The sequence below is a fragment of the Streptomyces alboflavus genome (genome assembly GCF_000716675.1).
Taxonomy (GTDB): domain Bacteria; phylum Actinomycetota; class Actinomycetes; order Streptomycetales; family Streptomycetaceae; genus Streptomyces; species Streptomyces alboflavus.
The window spans coordinates 135857-151713 of the sequence record NZ_JNXT01000005.1 but is presented as its reverse complement, the minus strand read 5'-3'; the positions used below and the strand labels follow the sequence as shown (position 1 = coordinate 151713).

Sequence of the window (15857 nt, the reverse complement as noted above, 5' to 3'; positions counted from 1 at the left end):
GCGTACGAGATGTACGACGCGAACCGGGAGTTCCGCGAGACATGAGCAGCGACGAGCCACAGCGGCAGCCGGGCGACGGGCCGGAGGAGCCCACCGCCCGGCCGAGCGAACCCGCTGCCCGGCAGGACGGGCCCGCCGAGGGACCGGCCGAGCGGGCCTCCCGGCCGAGCGACCCGGCGCCGGGCGACGACCGGGACGACCGCGCTCCGGGCGACCGCGCCCCGGCCGACCGCGCTCCGGGCGACCGCCCCACCCCGCCGAAGGGCACACCCGGCGCTCCCGGCCCCGGCGCCCCCGACGGCGGCCCCTCCACCCAGCAGCTCCGCCCGCTCGGCCGCCCCAAGGGCGCCGCGCCCCAGGGCGCCCCTGACCCCTCCACCCAGCAGTTGCGGGCCATCCCCCCGGGACCGGGCCAGGGCCAGCAGCACCAGGGCTGGGCCCCGCGCGAGCCCGAGCAGGGTGCCGCCGGGGCCGCCGCCGCGTCCGTGGCCGCCGCGCCCGGTGACGGCGCCCCCGGCAAGGCCGCCAAGAGCGGCAAGAAGAAGCGGCCCAAGCGCAAGGGCTGGCGGCGCCTCTTCCCGACCTGGCGGATGGTGCTCGCCGGGTTCATCTTCGTGGTCCTGCTCTGCGTGGGCGGCTTCACCGCGGGCTATCTGCTGATCGACATCCCGCCCGCGAACGCCACGGCCACCAAGCAGGCCAACGTCTACCTGTACGCCGACGGCACCGAGCTGGCCCGCGACGACAGCAGGGGCATGAACCGCGAGAACGTCCCGCTGTCCAAGGTCCCCAAGCACGTGCAGCACGCCGTGCTCGCGGCCGAGGACCGGGACTTCTACGGCGAGTCCGCCGTCGACCCGAAGGCGATGCTCCGCGCGGCCTGGAACACCGTCACCGGCAAGGGCAAGCAGTCCGGCTCCACCATCACCCAGCAGTACGTGAAGAACTACTACCTGGGCCAGGAGCAGACGGTCACCCGCAAGGTGAAGGAGTTCTTCATCTCGATCAAGCTGGACCGCGAGGTGAGCAAGGACGACATCCTCCAGGGCTATCTGAACACCAGCTACTTCGGCCGCAACGCGTACGGCGTGCAGGCCGCCGCGCAGGCGTACTACGGCAAGGACGTCGAGGACCTCACCGTCGGCCAGGGCGCGTACCTCGCGACGCTCGTGAACGCCCCGAACGCCTACGACGTGGCGGCGCACCCGGAGAACAAGCCCAACGCGGTGGGCCGCTGGAACTACGTCCTGAACGGCATGGTCAAGGAGGGCTGGCTGTCCTCCGCCGACCGCGAGAAGCAGAAGTTCCCGGCGCCGGAGCAGGCCAGGGGCAACCAGGACCTGTCCGGGCAGCGCGGCTATGTGGTCAAGGCCGTCGAGGACTACCTCATCGAGAACAAGATCGTCGAGGAGGACGCCCTGCACCGGGGCGGCTACCGCATCACGACCACCCTGCAGAAGCCGCGGCAGGACGCGTTCGTGAAGGCCGTCGACGACCAGGTGATGTCGAAGCTCGACAAGAAGGCCCGCAAGATCGACCGGAACGTGCGGGTCGGCGGCGCGTCCGTGGACCCGAAGACCGGCAAGGTCGTCGCGATGTACGGCGGCATCGACTACACCAAGCAGTTCGTCAACAACGCCACCCGACGTGACTACCAGGTCGGCTCGACCTTCAAGCCGTTCGTGTTCACCTCGGCCGTGCAGAACGGCTCGACCACGCAGTCCGGCACCCCGATCACGCCGAACACGATCTACGACGGCAACAACCGGCGTCCGGTGCAGGGCTGGGACGGCGGCCAGTACGCCCCCGCCAACGAGGACGACGGCCAGTACGGCGACATCACCGTGCGCGAGGCCACGGACAAGTCCGTGAACTCCGTGTACGCGCAGATGGCCGTCGACGTGGGCTCCGACCGGGTCAAGGACACCGCGGTCGCGCTCGGCGTGCCGGAGAAGACCCCGGACCTCACGGCGTCCCCGTCCATCGCGCTCGGCCCGTCCACGGCGTCCGTGCTCGACATGACGGAGGCGTACGCCACGCTCGCGAACCACGGCCAGCACGGCTCGTACACGCTCGTCGAGAAGATCACCAAGGACGGCGAGGACGTCGCCTTGCCGGAGCGGGGCGAGAAGACGGCGGTGAGCCGCGAGGCCGCGGACACCACCACGTCGATCCTGCGCAGCGTCGTCGACTCCGGCACGGGCACGGCGGCGCTCGCCGCGGGCCGCCCGGCGGCGGGCAAGACGGGTACGGCCGAGGAGGACAAGGCGGCCTGGTTCGCGGGCTACACGCCGGACCTGGCGACGGTCGTGGCCGTGATGGGCCAGGACCCGAAGACGGCCGTGCAGACGCCGCTGTACGGGGCGCTCGGCGAGCGGCGCATCAATGGCGGCGGCTATCCGGCGCGGGTCTGGGCGCAGTTCACCAAGGACGCCCTGGAGGGCAAGTCGGTGAAGGAGTTCGACCTGGAGCTGGAGCCGGGCGCGGACGTGCCGGTGCAGCCCGACCCGTCGGAGGGCGCCGAGGAGCCCGACCCGGACGAGGACACGGGCGGCGCGAACGGCGGCGACGAGGACACCGGCGGCACGGCCGACGGCGGTGCCGCGGACGGCGGCGGCGACCAGGGCGGCCAGAACCAGGGGCAGAACCAGGGCCAGAACCAGGGGCCGACCGGCGGTCAGGACCAGGGCGGCCAGACACAGGGCCCGACCGCGGGCCAGGACCAGGGCGGCCAGACGCAGGGCCAGGACCAGGGCCAGACGCAGGGGCAGAACCAGGGGCCGACCGGGGGCGGCGCCGACGGGGGTGCCGCGGACGGCGGCGCCCAGGGCGGCCAGCAGGGCGCTCTGGGCGGGCTCACGCAGGGGACGACCACGGGGCCGCGGGGGCGCGGCGGCGACTGACGCCGCCGGGTCCCCGGGGCCCCACAGGGCCTGGCCTCAGTGGCCGCTCGTCGCCTTCAGACCCACGACGGCGACGAGCAGCAGACAGACGAAGAAGATCCGGGCCGCGGTGGCGGGCTCGCCGAGCGCGAGCATGCCGACCAGCGCGGCACCGGCGGCGCCGATGCCGACCCACACGCCGTAGGCCGTGCCGATGGGCAGGGTCTTGGCGGCGTAGGACAGCAGCAGCATGCTGGCGACGATGCCCGCGCCGGTGAACACACTCGGCCACAGGCGGGTGAAACCCTCGGTGAACTTCATGCCGATCGACCAGCCGACCTCGAGCAGACCGGCGACGACGAGCAGGACCCAGGCCATGACGGCACCTCCGAAAAAGGGACTTCAGGGGTGCGTCGTCTTTGCGGATCCCGGTACGGCGCGTCTCGTCGGGGTCCTTCCAAGGTAGCAAAGGGCGTGCGAAAGGGGCTGGTGACGATGGTCACCAGCCCCTTCTCGGCTGCGTCGGGCCGGGGCGCCGGGCCCCGGGGCGTTACAGGTACAGGCCGGTGGAGTCCTCGGACCCCTCGAAGCGGTCCGCGGCCACGGCGTGCAGATCGCGCTCGCGCATCAGGACGTACGCCACGCCCCGCACCTCGACCTCGGCGCGGTCCTCGGGGTCGTACAGGACCCGGTCACCGGGCTCCACCGTGCGCACGTTCTGCCCCACGGCGACGACCTCGGCCCAGGCCAGGCGCTTGCCGACGGCCGCGGTCGCGGGGATCAGGATGCCGCCGCCGGAGCGCCGCTCGCCCTCCGCGGTGTCCTGACGCACGAGCACGCGGTCGTGCAGCATCCGGATCGGCAGCTTGTCGTCGTGGGTGCTTGGTTCAGATGTCTTGGCGCTCACGCCCCGAACCTACCTGCCCCCGCGCGCCTTGTACGCCTCCGGGTCAGCCCTTGCGGCGCCTGGAGCCCGCCGCGAGGAGCCCCACCAGGCCCACCACGACCAGGGCCACCGGCACGATCCGCTCCACGCGGGGCGCACCGTCCTCCGCGACGAACTGGGCCTTCACATCGGAGACGAGGCGGTTCGCGCTGACGTAGGCCCGCCCGAGCGACTGGTCGACGCTCGAAGAGATCTTGGCCTTGGCGTCCCCGACGATCGTCTTCGGGTGGACCCGCACCCCGATCTCGTCGAGGGTCTCGGCGAGCTGGTCGCGCCGGCGCTTGATGTCCGCCTCGATCTGCGCAGGGGTCCTGGCATCCGCATCCGACACCGCGCTGCCTCCGTGGGTGTGTTCCGTGTACTCGGTACTGGTCGTTCCACAGTCTGTCAGCTTCACCCCCGTCGCACCCCACGGCACCCCTATTACGCTCGACTCCGTCACCACACCCTGATGCGTGCGCGCCCGCGCGTGCCGCCCACGAGGAGACCGGAAATGAGCGAGCGACTTCAGCCCGGGGACACCGCCCCCGCCTTCACCCTGCCCGACGCCGACGGCAAGGACGTCTCCCTCGCGGACCACAAGGGCCGCAAGGTCATCGTGTACTTCTACCCGGCCGCCCTGACCCCCGGCTGCACCAAGCAGGCCTGCGACTTCACCGACAACCTGGACGTGCTCGCGGCCGCGGGCTACGACGTCATCGGCGTCTCCCCCGACAAGCCGGAGAAGCTCGCCAAGTTCCGCGAGAAGGAGAACCTGAAGGTCACGCTGGTCGGCGACCCGTCCAAGGAGACCCTGGAGGCGTACGGCGCCTTCGGCGAGAAGAAGCTGTACGGCAAGACGGTGACCGGCGTGATCCGTTCGACGGTCGTCGTGGACGAGACGGGCAAGGTCGAGCACGCCTTCTACAACGTGAAGGCGACCGGCCACGTCGCCAAGATCATCAGGGATCTGGGGGTCTGATCCCCCTGGCCGGGCGCCGGTCCCTCGGCCACCCGCGCATGTGACGAAGCCCCCCTCACAGGGGGCTTTCGTTTGCGATCGCGGAGTGCGAGCAAGTGATCCCGTGGACCACCGTCAGCGAAAGGATCACTCCATGGCGGCCAGCCAGCAACCGGCCGACCCCGAGGCCGATGTCCTGCCCGGCACCGACCCGGCGGCGGTGAAACGTCACCGCACCCTGTTCCGGGCCATCAGACGGCGCCGGAACCCGCCCCTGCGGCGCACCGACATCACGGTGACCGACGACGCGGCCGTGCGGCGCGCGGTGAAAGCGGCCTCGCTCGGCAATGCCATGGAGTGGTTCGACTTCGGCATCTACAGCTATCTGGCCGTCACCATCGGGCATGTCTTCTTCCCGTCCGGGAACGACACCGCCCAGCTGATCTCCTCGTTCGCCACCTTCGCGGTGTCGTTCCTGGTGCGGCCGCTCGGCGGCATGGTGTTCGGCCCGATGGGCGACAAGATCGGCCGCAAGAAGGTCCTCGCCCTGACGATGATCCTGATGGCGGTCGGCACCTTCGCCATCGGCCTGATCCCGAGCTATGCCGCCATCGGCTTCTGGGCCCCGGTGCTGCTGATCGTCTTCCGTCTGGTGCAGGGCTTCTCCACGGGCGGCGAGTACGGCGGCGCCTCCACGTTCATCGCCGAGTACGCGCCGGACAAGCGGCGCGGCTACTTCGGCAGCTTCCTGGAGTTCGGCACCCTCGCCGGGTACGTGGGCGCGGCCGGCCTGGTCACGATCCTGACCACGACGCTGGACGACGGCGCCATGGAGGCGTGGGGCTGGCGGATCCCGTTCCTGGTCGCGGGCCCGCTCGGCCTGGTCGGCCTGTATCTGCGGCTGCGCCTGGACGAGACCCCGGCGTTCCAGAAGCTGGAGGACCAGACGTACCACTCGGCGACCGAGGCGGCCTCCGCCGTCGAGACGTCCGCCAAGGGCGACCTCGCGAAGATCTTCCGCCAGTACTGGCCGACGCTGATCCTGTGTGTCGCCCTGGTCGGCGCGTACAACGTCACCGACTACATGCTCCTGTCGTACATGCCGACGTACCTGACCGACGAGCTCGGCTACGACGACACGCACGGGCTGCTGATCCTCATCGCCACGATGGTGGTCCTGATGCTGGTGATCAACCGGATCGGCGTCCTGTCGGACCGCTACGGCCGCAAGCCGCTCCTGATGACGGGCATGGTGGGCTTCCTCGTCCTGTCGGTCCCGGCCTTCCTGCTGATCAAGCAGGGCGCCCTGGTCGCCGTCTCGGCGGGCATGCTGATGCTCGGCCTGTCCCTGGTGTGCCTGCTCGGCACCATGTCGGCGACGCTGCCCGCGCTGTTCCCCACCCCCGTGCGCTACGGCTCCCTCTCGGTGGGCTACAACCTGTCCGCCTCGCTGTTCGGCGGCACCGCGCCGCTGGTGATCACCGCGCTGATCAGCGTCACGGGCACGGACATGATGCCCGCGTACTACGCGATGGCCGCAGCCGTCGTCGGCATCATCGCGGTGGCCTGCATGAAGGAGACCGCGCAGCGGCCCCTCAGCGGCTCGCCGCCGTCGGTGGAGAGCAAGGAGGAGGCCGCCGAGCTGGTCGCGGCGCAGGCCACGGCGCCCAAGTTCTGACTCGCCCGGCAGCCCCGGCCGGGCGGCGATTACGATGGGCGCGGCACGCGGCCGTGGTGGAACTGGCAGTCACGCTGGGTTTAGGTCCCAGTGGGGTAACACCCGTGAGGGTTCGAGTCCCTCCGGCCGCACACGTGCTGAAGGGCGCCTCCGCGGGGGCGCCCTTCACCGTGTCCGGTCCCGGTCCGGCCGCGTACAGGACAGGTTCCGTCCTGGTCAGCCGAGCAGGTCACGCACCACAGGCACCAGCGCGCGGAACGCCTTGCCGCGGTGGCTGATCGCGTTCTTCTCGTCGGCCGTCAGCTCGGCGCAGGTGCGGGTCTCGCCCTCGGGCTGGAGCACCGGGTCGTAGCCGAAGCCGCCCGTGCCCGCCGGGGTGTGCCGCAGGGTGCCGAGCAGCCGCCCCTCGACCACCCGCTCCGCGCCGTCGGGCAGCGCGAGGGCCGCCGCGCACGCGAAGTGGGCGCCGCGGTGCGGGTCGTCGATGTCGCCGAGCTGGGCAAGGAGCAGGTCCAGGTTGGCGCGGTCGTCGCCGTGGCGGCCCGCCCAGCGCGCGGAGAAGATGCCCGGGGCGCCGCCGAGCACGTCGACGCACAGGCCCGAGTCGTCGGCGACGGCGGGCAGGCCGGTGGCCTTGGCCAGGGCGTGCGCCTTCAGGAGGGCGTTCTCGGCGAAGGTGACGCCGGTCTCCTTGACGTCGGGGACGTCCGGGTAGGCGTCCGCGCCGACCAGCTCGTGGTCGAGCCGGGCGGCGGCGAGGATCGCCGTCAGTTCGGTGAGCTTGCCGGCGTTGCGGGTGGCGAGGATGAGACGGGTCATGGGATCAGTATCGCGGCCCCGCGACCGGCCGCTCCGGCGCGCCCCCGTCCCGTCGGCGTGACACTCGCCGGGTGTCGTCGGGCACGGAGTGCGCCGCCCCGGCAGGTCAGTCGGTGCAGACCTTCGTCAGCTCCTTGGCCGCGTCGACGGCGGGGCTGAGGTCGGGCGACTTGTCGCCGCCGTCCTTGGAGGAGTCGCGGATGTTGTCGATGGCCTTGTCCAGGTGGTCCAGGGCCTTGTCCACGTCGGCGTCGTCGGACTTGTCGCGGATGTCGTCGAGGTTGTCCTCGATGTCGTCCAGGGAGTCGTCGGCCTTGCCGGGGTTCAGCGCGGCGTCCTGGGCGGCCTCCTGCATGTCCTGGACGTTGTCGTGGATCGCGTCGGCCGTCTTCACGCAGTCGACGGCCTTGTCGACGGGGTCGCAGGCCACGAGGCCGGAGACCGCCGGAACTGCGATCAGAGCGGTGATGATGGCGGTAGCGGTACGGCGGTGGCGCGCGGCCATGCGGAATTCCCTCCCCGTTGCGGGCGGGCGTACGGCTTGGCCCGTACGCCCGCATCCGTAAGAACGCCCGTCCGGGCCCCGAGGGTTGCTTCCCACGCCGGGCGAGCCGAACCGCGCATCCCCCGCGCCCGCGCCCGACTCGACCGCGCCGCGCGCCACTCGGGCCGCGTCCGGCGCTCTGCCCTACTTGACCGCTTCGAGCGCTTCGCGCTGGTACGCGGCGAGGTCGACGCAGCCGCCGACGGCGAGGTCGAGCAGCGCGTTCAGCTCCTCGCGGGCGAACGGCTCGGCCTCCGCGGTGCCCTGGACCTCGACGAAGCGACCGTCGCCGGTGCACACGACGTTCATGTCGGTGTCGGCCTTCACGTCCTCCTCGTAGCAGAGGTCGAGCAGCGGTACGCCGCCGACGATGCCGACGGAGACCGCGCTGACCGTACCGGTGAGCGGCTTGCGCCCGGCCTTGATCAGCTTCTTGCCCTGGGCCCAGGCGACGGCGTCGGCGAGGGCGACGTAGGCGCCGGTGATGGCGGCGGTGCGGGTGCCGCCGTCGGCCTGGAGGACGTCGCAGTCCAGGACGATGGTGTTCTCGCCGAGGGCCTTGTAGTCGATGACGGCGCGCAGCGAGCGGCCGATGAGGCGGCTGATCTCGTGCGTGCGGCCGCCGATCTTGCCGCGTACGGACTCGCGGTCGCCGCGGGTGTTCGTGGAGCGCGGGAGCATCGAGTACTCGGCGGTGACCCAGCCCTCGCCGCTGCCCTTGCGCCAGCGAGGCACGCCCTCCGTGACGGAGGCCGTGCAGAAGACCTTGGTGTCGCCGAAGGACACGAGGACGGAGCCCTCGGCGTGCTTGCTCCACCCACGCTCAATGGTGACGGGGCGGAGCTGTTCGGGGGTACGGCCGTCGATTCGAGACATGCGGCGACCCTATCGGGCCCTGGCGGGGCCTTCCCCAATCCCGCCCCTTCCCGGCTGTGACACTTTGCGGCTCCGCCGCGTGGGGGGGGCTCCGCCCCTGGACCCCGGGGCCGGGCGTCCCGTGACGGGTGGGACAGTCCTCCCCCGAATCGGCGCTCCGCGCCTCGTCCTCAAACGCCGGACGGGCTGAAAACTTCCCCGAGGCGAGCGCAGACTCCTCGCCGAGGCGGGCTGAGTGACCCCGGGCAGGCAGTGCGCCCCACCCGGACCGAAGCCCTGGCGGGGGCGGGCGGGTGGGAGAAAGCCCGTCCGGCGCTTGAGGACGAGGCGCGGAGCGCCGATCGGGAGCGCCCCATTCGGGGCTGAGGGTGCCGGGCTGTCGCTCAGCCCGGTGCGAGTTCGGGCGGGCGAGCGAGAGAAAGCGGAGCGCCGATCGGGGGCGCCCACGCACGCGTGAGGGCCCTGTCCCAGTGACCGGAACAAGGCCCTCACCCACGCTCAGCACAGCGCAAGCGCTACATCATGTCCTCGATGTCGGCGGCGATCGGGTCCGCGTCGGTCCCGATGACGACCTGGACGGCCGTCCCCATCTTCACGACCCCGTGCGCCCCCGCGGCCTTCAGAGCGGCGTCGTCGACCAGCCCCGGGTCCTTGACCTCCGTACGGAGGCGCGTGATGCAGCCCTCGACCTCTTCGATGTTGTCGATGCCGCCGAGCCCGGCAACGATCTTCTCAGCCTTGCTGGCCATGGTGTTCTCCCTGCTCTGAAAAGGACGCGGCCACGACACCGTAGGTCCGCTTTGTCACGGTAACGCACGGTTGGCCCATCTTCGCGGGCGGTCACGGCACTCGTACCCAATCATGACGATCAAGGTGTCACCCCTAGTGGGGGCGGTGCCGACCACCGTCCACAACTGGTCTACACCAGTTTTCAACGACCGCCAAACCTGGCCGGTTCCGGGAGGAACGCCGATGAGTTCCACTGCCGCCGCGATACCCCAGAAGAAGTGGTGGAACGGCCTTTTCCAGGGCCTGCAGAAGATGGGCCGCAGCCTGCAACTGCCCATCGCCGTACTGCCCGCAGCGGGCATCCTCAACCGGCTCGGCCAGCCGGACGTCTTCGGCGACGACGGCCTCGGCTGGACCAATGTGGCCAAGGTCTTCGCGGCCGCGGGCGGCGCCCTGCTCGACTCCTCGCTCGGCCTGCCCCTCCTCTTCTGCATCGGCGTCGCGATCGGCATGGCGAAGAAGTCGGACGGCTCCACCGCACTCGCCGCGGTCGCCGGATTCCTCGTCTACTACGCGGTCCTGCGCGCCTTCCCCGAGGACTGCGCGGCGGGCGCCGACTTCGCGGGCGCCGGGATGTGGAGCGGGGTCTGCGTCGCCGAGGACGGCACCTCCAGCCAGGCCGCGTACCAGAATCCAGGAGTGTTCGGCGGCATCGTGATGGGCCTGCTCGCCGCCTGGTTCTGGCAGCGCTACCACCGCGTGAAGCTGGTCGACTGGCTCGGCTTCTTCAACGGCCGCCGCCTGGTCCCGATCATCATGGCGTTCGTCGGCCTGGTCTTCGCGGGCCTGTGCGTCTGGGTCTGGCCGCCCATCGGCGACGGCCTCACCAGCTTCTCCAAGTGGCTGGTCGACCTCGGCTGGCTGGGCTCGGGCATCTTCGGCGTGGCCAACCGCGCGCTGCTCACCGTCGGCCTGCACCAGTTCCTGAACACTTTCGTCTGGTTCCAGTTCGGCGACTACACGAAGGCCGACGGCACGGTCGTCCACGGCGACATCAACCGCTTCCTCGCGGGCGACCCGACAGCCGGTCAGTTCACCTCGGGCTTCTTCCCGATCATGATGTTCGCGCTGCCCGCGGCGGCCCTCGCGATCACGCACGCGGCCCGCCCGGAGCGGCGCAAGGTGGTCGGCGGCATGATGCTCTCGGTGGGCCTCACGTCCTTCGTCACCGGCATCACCGAGCCGATCGAGTACTCCTTCCTGTTCATCGCGCCCGCGCTGTACGCGATCCACGCGATCCTCACCGGCGTCTCGATGGCGGTCACCTGGGGCCTCGGGGTGAAGGACGGCTTCAGCTTCTCCGCGGGCCTCATCGACTACGTCATCAACTGGAGCCTGGCCACGAAACCCTGGCTGATCATCCCGATCGGACTGTGCTTCGCGGTGGTCTACTACTTCCTGTTCCTCTTCGTGATCAAGAAGTTCGACCTGGCCACTCCGGGACGCGAACCGGAGGAGGAGGCAAAGGCGTTGGACGAGGAGCAGACCAAGGCATAGGCAGGCATCCGCACGGAAGCGGAACCTGCCGCGATACCCTTTGCCAGGCCCTCGGACCCTATGGTCCGGGGGCCTTTCGCCGTGGATGCGGTGTTATGGCCGACCCCACAGGAATCGTGGGTTCCTTATGTCGCCTTGACCGTGTTACAACAGGTCTACACCACTGAGTGGTGTAGACCACCTGGATGCTGTCGCACCCCCTGAACTGTCCCCTGACAGCACCCGCACATGGAGGAAGACATGAGTACGGCCACCGCCAAGGCGGCGCCCGCGAAGAAGCGGGGCTCAAGTGTGTTGCAGGGTCTGCAGAAGGTGGGCCGCAGCCTGCAGCTGCCGATCGCTGTCCTGCCCGCGGCGGGCATCCTGCTGCGCCTCGGCCAGCCGGACGTGTTCGGCGCCGACGGCCTCGGCTGGGGCAAGGTCGCCACGGTCTTCGCCACCGCCGGTGACGCCGTCTTCGCGAACATGCCGCTGCTGTTCTGCATCGGTGTCGCGATCGGCTTCGCCAAGAAGGCGGACGGCTCGACCGCGCTGGCCGCGCTCGTCGGCTTCCTGGTCTACAAGAACGTGCTGACCGCGTTCCCGGTCACCGAGGCGAAGATCACCAAGGGTGCGGACGTCGCCGCGACGTACAACGACCCGAAGGTCTTCGGCGGCATCATCATGGGCCTCATATCCGCCGTGGTCTGGCAGCGGTTCCACCGCACCAAGCTGGTGGACTGGCTCGGCTTCTTCAACGGCCGCCGCCTGGTCCCGATCCTGATGGCCTTCATCGGCACCGCCCTGGGTGTCGTCTTCGGCCTCGCCTGGGGCCCGGTCGGTGACGCCATCACCAACTTCGGCGAGTGGATGACCGACCTCGGCTCGGTCGGCGCCGGCATCTTCGGCGTGGTCAACCGCGCGCTCCTGCCGGTCGGCATGCACCAGTTCGTGAACACCGTCGCCTGGCAGGAGATCGGCTCCTTCACCGACTCCGCCGGTGCCGTCTGGCACGGCGACATCCAGCGCTTCATGCACGGCGACCCGACCGCGGGTCAGTTCATGTCCGGCTTCTTCCCGATCATGATGTTCGCGCTGCCGGCCGTGGCCCTGGCCATCACCCACACCGCCCGCCCCGAGCGCCGCAAGGTCGTCGGCGGCATGATGATGTCCCTCGCGCTGACCTCGTTCGTCACCGGCATCACCGAGCCGATCGAGTTCGCCTTCATGTTCATCGCGCCGGTCCTGTACGTGATCCACGCGATCCTCACAGCCGTCGCCATGACCGTCACCTGGGCCCTGGGCGTGCACCACGGCTTCACGTTCTCGGCGGGCGCCATCGACTACGTCCTGAACTGGAAGTTCGCCGAGAAGCCGTGGCTGATCATCCCGATCGGCCTGGCGTTCGCCGCGGTCTACTACGTCGTCTTCCGCTTCGCGATCGTCAAGTTCAACATCCCGACCCCGGGCCGTGAGCCCGAGGAGGAGATCGAGGACCTCACCAAGGCGTGAGCCTCACCCCGCACGACGGCGTGGGCCCCGGAACCACAAGGTTCCGGGGCCCACGCCGTTGTACTCGTCCTTACTCGTCCGCACCCGCCCGCACCCGTCCGAGGACTCTCAGATCTCGTACGTAGCCCCTGCCGCCGCCAGCTCCGTCGGGCCGCCGGTGAAGACCTCCCGGGCGTCGGCGAGGTTCACCGCCGGGTCCGTCCACGGCGGGATGTGCGTGAGCACCAGGCGCCGCGCGCCCGCGCGAACGGCGGACTCCCCGGCCTCGCGGCCGTTGAGGTGCAGGTCCGGGATGTTCTCCTTGCCGTGCGTGAACGCGGCCTCGCAGAGGAACAGATCGGTGTCGGCCGCGAGTTCGTCGAGGGCCGCGCAGGTGCCGGTGTCCCCGGAGTACGTCAGCGACCGGCCGTCGTGCTCGACCCTGATCGCGTACGCCTCGACGGGGTGGCACACCTTCTCCGTACGCACCGAGAACGGGCCGATCTCGAAGGCCCCGGGCTTGACCGTGTGGAAGTCGAAGACCTCGCTCATCGACGACGCGGAGGGCGTGTCGGCGTACGCCGTGGTCAGGCGCTGCTCGGTGCCCTCGGGGCCGTAGACCGGGATGGGGGCGCAGCGGCCGCCGTCGTGGCGGTAGTAGCGGGCCACGAAGTACGCGCACATGTCAATGCAGTGATCGGCGTGCAGATGGCTGAGGAAGATCGCGTCGAGGTCGTACAGACCGATGTGGCGCTGCAGCTCGCCCAGGGCGCCGTTGCCCATGTCGAGCAGCAGCCGGAAGCCGTCGGCCTCGACGAGGTAGCTCGAGCAGGCCGAGTCCGCGGACGGAAACGACCCCGAGCAGCCGACGACGGTGAGCTTCATAGAGCTGGAACCTCCACGCTGGCGATCGGGGGAAACGGGGGCGTGCGGTCCGTCGAGCGTAAAGCGCGAAAGGGCGCCTCGCTCCTCCGTCGTGGGCCGTTGTGGGCGAACTCACCTGGGGTGTCACCGGTTCGGGGGCGCCCGAAGGGGTTGGGTGCGGCGGCGCGGAGCGGGGGGCGCCGGTACCGTCGGGGCCATGGACACGTCGTGGTGGCCGGCGCTGGCCGCTGTGGTGGTACTCGCTCTTGCCGTCGCCCTTGTGGACGGGTGGGCCCGCTCCGGGCGGCCGGCCCGGCGGCGTCGGCCGCCCGGGCGGGCGCGGGGGCGGGAGCGGGGTGGGCGGCCGCAGCCTCGGGCCGGGGAGATCTGGTGGGCGCGGGTGCCCTATGAGGGTGGGGCCGGGGGGAAGGACCGGCCCTGTCTGGTGCTCGGTGTCCACGGGGACAGCGTGCGGGTCGCGAAGATCACCAGTAAGTATCACGACGAGCGGGCCGGGGTGATCCCGTTGCCGCCCGGGGCCGTCGGGGACGCGCACGGGCGGGCCAGTTTCCTGGAGACCGATGAGTTGCGGGAGGTGCCTGTGTGGGACTTTCGGCGGCGGGCGGGGGTGGTTGATCCGGTGCTGTGGGATCAGGTGCGGCATCTGGCTGGGTAGCCCTGGCGGGGCTTTCCCCAGTCCCGCCCCTTCCCGTAACTGGGGCTCCGCCCCAGACCCCGCTCCTCAATCGCCGGAGGGGCTAGATATGTCGCCGCTGCGGCAAGGTTTTAGCCCGTCCGGCGATTGAGGACGAGGCGCGAAGCGCCGATCAGCGGGGGTCCGGGGGCGCAGCCCCCGGTTTCGGGAAGGGGCGGGATTGGGGAAAGCCCCGCAGGGCTACGCCCACAGTTGCCCCTGCACCGTCGCAATCGCCTCCTCGTCCGTCGCCGCCGTGTAGACGCCGGTGGAGAGGTACTTCCAGCCGCCGTCGGCGACGACGAAGACGATGTCGGCGGGCTCGCCCGCCTTGACGGCCTTACGGCCGACGCCGATGGCGGCGTGCAGGGCGGCCCCGGTGGAGACACCGGCGAAGATGCCCTCTTCGCGCAGCAGCTCGCGGGTACGGGTCACCGCGTCGGCGGAGCCGACGGAGAAGCGGGTGGTGAGGACGGACTCGTCGTAGAGCTCGGGGACGAAGCCCTCGTCGAGGTTGCGCAGGCCGTAGACGAGGTCGTCGTAGCGGGGCTCCGCTGCGACGATCTTGATGTCGGGCCGCTGCTCGCGGAGGAAGCGGCCGACGCCCATGAGCGTGCCGGTGGTGCCGAGGCCCGCCACGAAGTGGGTGAGGGAGGGCAGGTCGGCGAGGATCTCGGGGCCGGTGGTGGCGTAGTGGGCGCCCGCGTTGTCCGGATTGCCGTACTGGTACAGCATCACCCAGTCCGGATGTTCGGCCGCCAGCTCCTTGGCGACGCGTACGGCCGTGTTGGAACCCCCCGCCGCGGGCGAGGAGATGATCTCCGCGCCCCACATCGCCAGCAGGTCGCGCCGCTCCTGGGAGGTGTTCTCCGGCATGACGCACACGATGCGGTAGCCCTTGAGCCGGGCCGCCATGGCCAGGGAGATGCCGGTGTTGCCGGAGGTCGGCTCCAGGATGGTGCAGCCGGGCGTCAACCGGCCGTCCTTCTCGGCCTGTTCGACCATGTGGAGCGCGGGGCGGTCCTTGACGGAGCCGGTCGGGTTGCGGTCCTCCAGCTTGGCCCAGATCCGGACCTCGGCGGACGGAGACAAGCGCGGGAGGCGGACCAGCGGCGTGTTGCCGACGGCCGCGAGCGGGGAGTCGTAACGCATCGGGGAGCCGGGGCCCTCAGGCCATGCCGCCGGCGACGGCCGGCAGGATCGTGACGCTGTCGCCGTCGGTGAGCTTGGTGGAGACGCCGTCGAGGAAGCGGACGTCCTCGTCGTTGAGGTAGACGTTCACGAAGCGGCGCAGGCTGTTGCCCTTGTCCTTGTCGATCAGCCGGTCCTGGATGCCCGCGTGCCGCGACTCGAGGTCGGCGAAGAGCGCGGCGATGGTGTCCCCGCTGCCCTGGACGGCCTTCTCGCCGTCGGTGTAGGTGCGGAGGATGGTCGGGATGCGGACCTCGATGGCCATGCGGAGGGCTCCTGTCGGGAGTGGATCGGGAGTGGTGCGGGGTGGCTGCGTGGGTGGTGCGGTGGGGCACAGCGCGCGCCGCGCACTGGCGGGCGGCGGGGGTGCGGGGGCCGCGGGTACGGCGCCGTGGCTCACCGCCGCGCTCGCGGCGGGCGGGGCGGCGCCCGTCAGGGCCGACAGATGGCGCTGGCGAGACGGCACAGGTCGACGTGCAGCCGGCCGACGAGCAGGGCGCCCGGCGTCGTATCGATGCTCACGTCGTTCGAAACCATGCGGTCATCGTAACGATTCCCGGTCCGGGACCCGGAATGTGATCTCGGATGCCGGACGGATCGCGTTCGGTGGCCGGACGGGGTGGGGTCTTCCGGCCGCCGGGGGCAGGGTGCCGGGGCCGTGGGGAGG

At 70.8% G+C, this 15857-nt stretch carries 17 protein-coding genes, 1 tRNA gene and 1 riboswitch; of the genes, 7 read left to right on the top strand and 11 right to left on the bottom strand.

What is annotated here, in order from left to right; translation table 11 throughout:
• Positions 1-41: 41 nt before the first annotated feature.
• Positions 42-2903: a transglycosylase domain-containing protein gene (locus OO63_RS06570; RefSeq protein ID WP_428835923.1), complete on the top strand. Its 2862-nt coding sequence runs from the start codon at positions 42-44 to the stop codon at positions 2901-2903.
• Positions 2904-2939: 36 nt separating this feature from the next.
• Here the strand turns inward: OO63_RS06570 and OO63_RS06565 are convergent, their stop codons facing one another.
• From OO63_RS06565 to OO63_RS06555, 3 genes are all read right to left on the bottom strand, one after another.
• Complete coding sequence (locus OO63_RS06565; protein WP_030358325.1) at positions 2940-3260, bottom strand: DMT family transporter; 321 nt, start codon at positions 3258-3260, stop codon at positions 2940-2942.
• Between the two features lie 29 nt (positions 3261-3289).
• Positions 3290-3359: riboswitch (guanidine-III (ykkC-III) riboswitch) on the bottom strand.
• A 73-nt stretch (positions 3360-3432) separates the two neighbouring features.
• Positions 3433-3735 carry a GroES family chaperonin gene (locus OO63_RS06560; RefSeq protein WP_106967814.1) on the bottom strand — a complete coding sequence of 101 codons (303 nt, stop codon included), beginning with the start codon at positions 3733-3735 and terminating at the stop codon, positions 3433-3435.
• Positions 3736-3832: 97 nt separating this feature from the next.
• The gene (locus OO63_RS06555) at positions 3833-4159 is read right to left on the bottom strand and encodes a DUF3618 domain-containing protein (RefSeq protein WP_030358327.1); all 327 of its coding nucleotides are present in this window, start codon (positions 4157-4159) and stop codon (positions 3833-3835) included.
• Positions 4160-4321: 162 nt separating this feature from the next.
• On the opposite strand from OO63_RS06555, the gene bcp reads away from it, so the two are divergent.
• The 3 genes from bcp (at position 4322) to OO63_RS06540 (ending at position 6577) form a co-directional block, all read left to right on the top strand.
• The gene (bcp, locus tag OO63_RS06550; RefSeq protein ID WP_030358328.1) at positions 4322-4789 is read left to right on the top strand and encodes a thioredoxin-dependent thiol peroxidase; all 468 of its coding nucleotides are present in this window, start codon (positions 4322-4324) and stop codon (positions 4787-4789) included.
• A gap of 133 nt (positions 4790-4922) precedes the next feature.
• Positions 4923-6446 (top strand): glycine betaine/L-proline transporter ProP, encoded by a 1524-nt coding sequence (proP, locus tag OO63_RS06545; protein ID WP_030358329.1) that lies wholly within the window; start codon positions 4923-4925, stop codon positions 6444-6446.
• Between the two features lie 47 nt (positions 6447-6493).
• Positions 6494-6577, top strand: a tRNA-Leu gene (locus OO63_RS06540).
• 85 nt (positions 6578-6662) lie between these two features.
• Here the strand turns inward: OO63_RS06540 and rdgB are convergent.
• The 4 genes from rdgB to OO63_RS06520 all read right to left on the bottom strand — a co-directional run bounded on the left by rdgB (position 6663) and on the right by OO63_RS06520 (position 9434).
• On the bottom strand, positions 6663-7265 hold the full coding sequence (gene rdgB, locus OO63_RS06535) for an RdgB/HAM1 family non-canonical purine NTP pyrophosphatase (RefSeq protein WP_030358330.1): 603 nt from the start codon (positions 7263-7265) through the stop codon (positions 6663-6665).
• 106 nt (positions 7266-7371) lie between these two features.
• The gene (locus OO63_RS06530) at positions 7372-7770 is read right to left on the bottom strand and encodes a hypothetical protein (RefSeq protein ID WP_030358331.1); all 399 of its coding nucleotides are present in this window, start codon (positions 7768-7770) and stop codon (positions 7372-7374) included.
• 183 nt (positions 7771-7953) lie between these two features.
• Positions 7954-8685, bottom strand: a complete 732-nt coding sequence (rph, locus tag OO63_RS06525) for a ribonuclease PH (RefSeq protein ID WP_030358332.1) — start codon at positions 8683-8685, stop codon at positions 7954-7956.
• Between the two features lie 515 nt (positions 8686-9200).
• Entirely contained in the window at positions 9201-9434 is a 234-nt protein-coding gene (locus OO63_RS06520) for a PTS sugar transporter subunit IIB (RefSeq protein ID WP_030358333.1), read from the bottom strand.
• Between the two features lie 223 nt (positions 9435-9657).
• On the opposite strand from OO63_RS06520, the gene OO63_RS06515 reads away from it, so the two are divergent.
• A complete protein-coding gene (locus OO63_RS06515; protein ID WP_030358334.1) occupies positions 9658-10971 on the top strand; it encodes a PTS transporter subunit EIIC in 1314 nt (437 codons plus the stop codon).
• A gap of 240 nt (positions 10972-11211) precedes the next feature.
• Positions 11212-12462, top strand: a complete 1251-nt coding sequence (locus OO63_RS06510; RefSeq protein ID WP_030358335.1) for a PTS transporter subunit EIIC — start codon at positions 11212-11214, stop codon at positions 12460-12462.
• A 108-nt stretch (positions 12463-12570) separates the two neighbouring features.
• Here the strand turns inward: OO63_RS06510 and OO63_RS06505 are convergent, their stop codons facing one another.
• Positions 12571-13326: an MBL fold metallo-hydrolase gene (locus tag OO63_RS06505; protein ID WP_030358336.1), complete on the bottom strand. Its 756-nt coding sequence runs from the start codon at positions 13324-13326 to the stop codon at positions 12571-12573.
• Between the two features lie 196 nt (positions 13327-13522).
• Here OO63_RS06505 and OO63_RS06500 point away from each other — a divergent pair, with 196 nt between their 5' ends.
• A complete protein-coding gene (locus OO63_RS06500) occupies positions 13523-13981 on the top strand; it encodes a type II toxin-antitoxin system PemK/MazF family toxin (protein WP_030358337.1) in 459 nt (152 codons plus the stop codon).
• Positions 13982-14200: 219 nt separating this feature from the next.
• Here OO63_RS06500 and OO63_RS06495 read toward each other — a convergent pair whose 3' ends face one another.
• The 3 genes from OO63_RS06495 to OO63_RS47530 form a co-directional block, all read right to left on the bottom strand.
• Entirely contained in the window at positions 14201-15151 is a 951-nt protein-coding gene (locus OO63_RS06495) for a PLP-dependent cysteine synthase family protein (protein ID WP_030358338.1), read from the bottom strand.
• A gap of 16 nt (positions 15152-15167) precedes the next feature.
• Positions 15168-15455: a MoaD/ThiS family protein gene (locus OO63_RS06490; RefSeq protein ID WP_030358339.1), complete on the bottom strand. Its 288-nt coding sequence runs from the start codon at positions 15453-15455 to the stop codon at positions 15168-15170.
• 167 nt (positions 15456-15622) lie between these two features.
• Positions 15623-15727 carry a putative leader peptide gene (locus OO63_RS47530; RefSeq protein ID WP_016638880.1) on the bottom strand — a complete coding sequence of 35 codons (105 nt, stop codon included), beginning with the start codon at positions 15725-15727 and terminating at the stop codon, positions 15623-15625.
• Between the last annotated feature and the right edge of the window lie 130 nt (positions 15728-15857).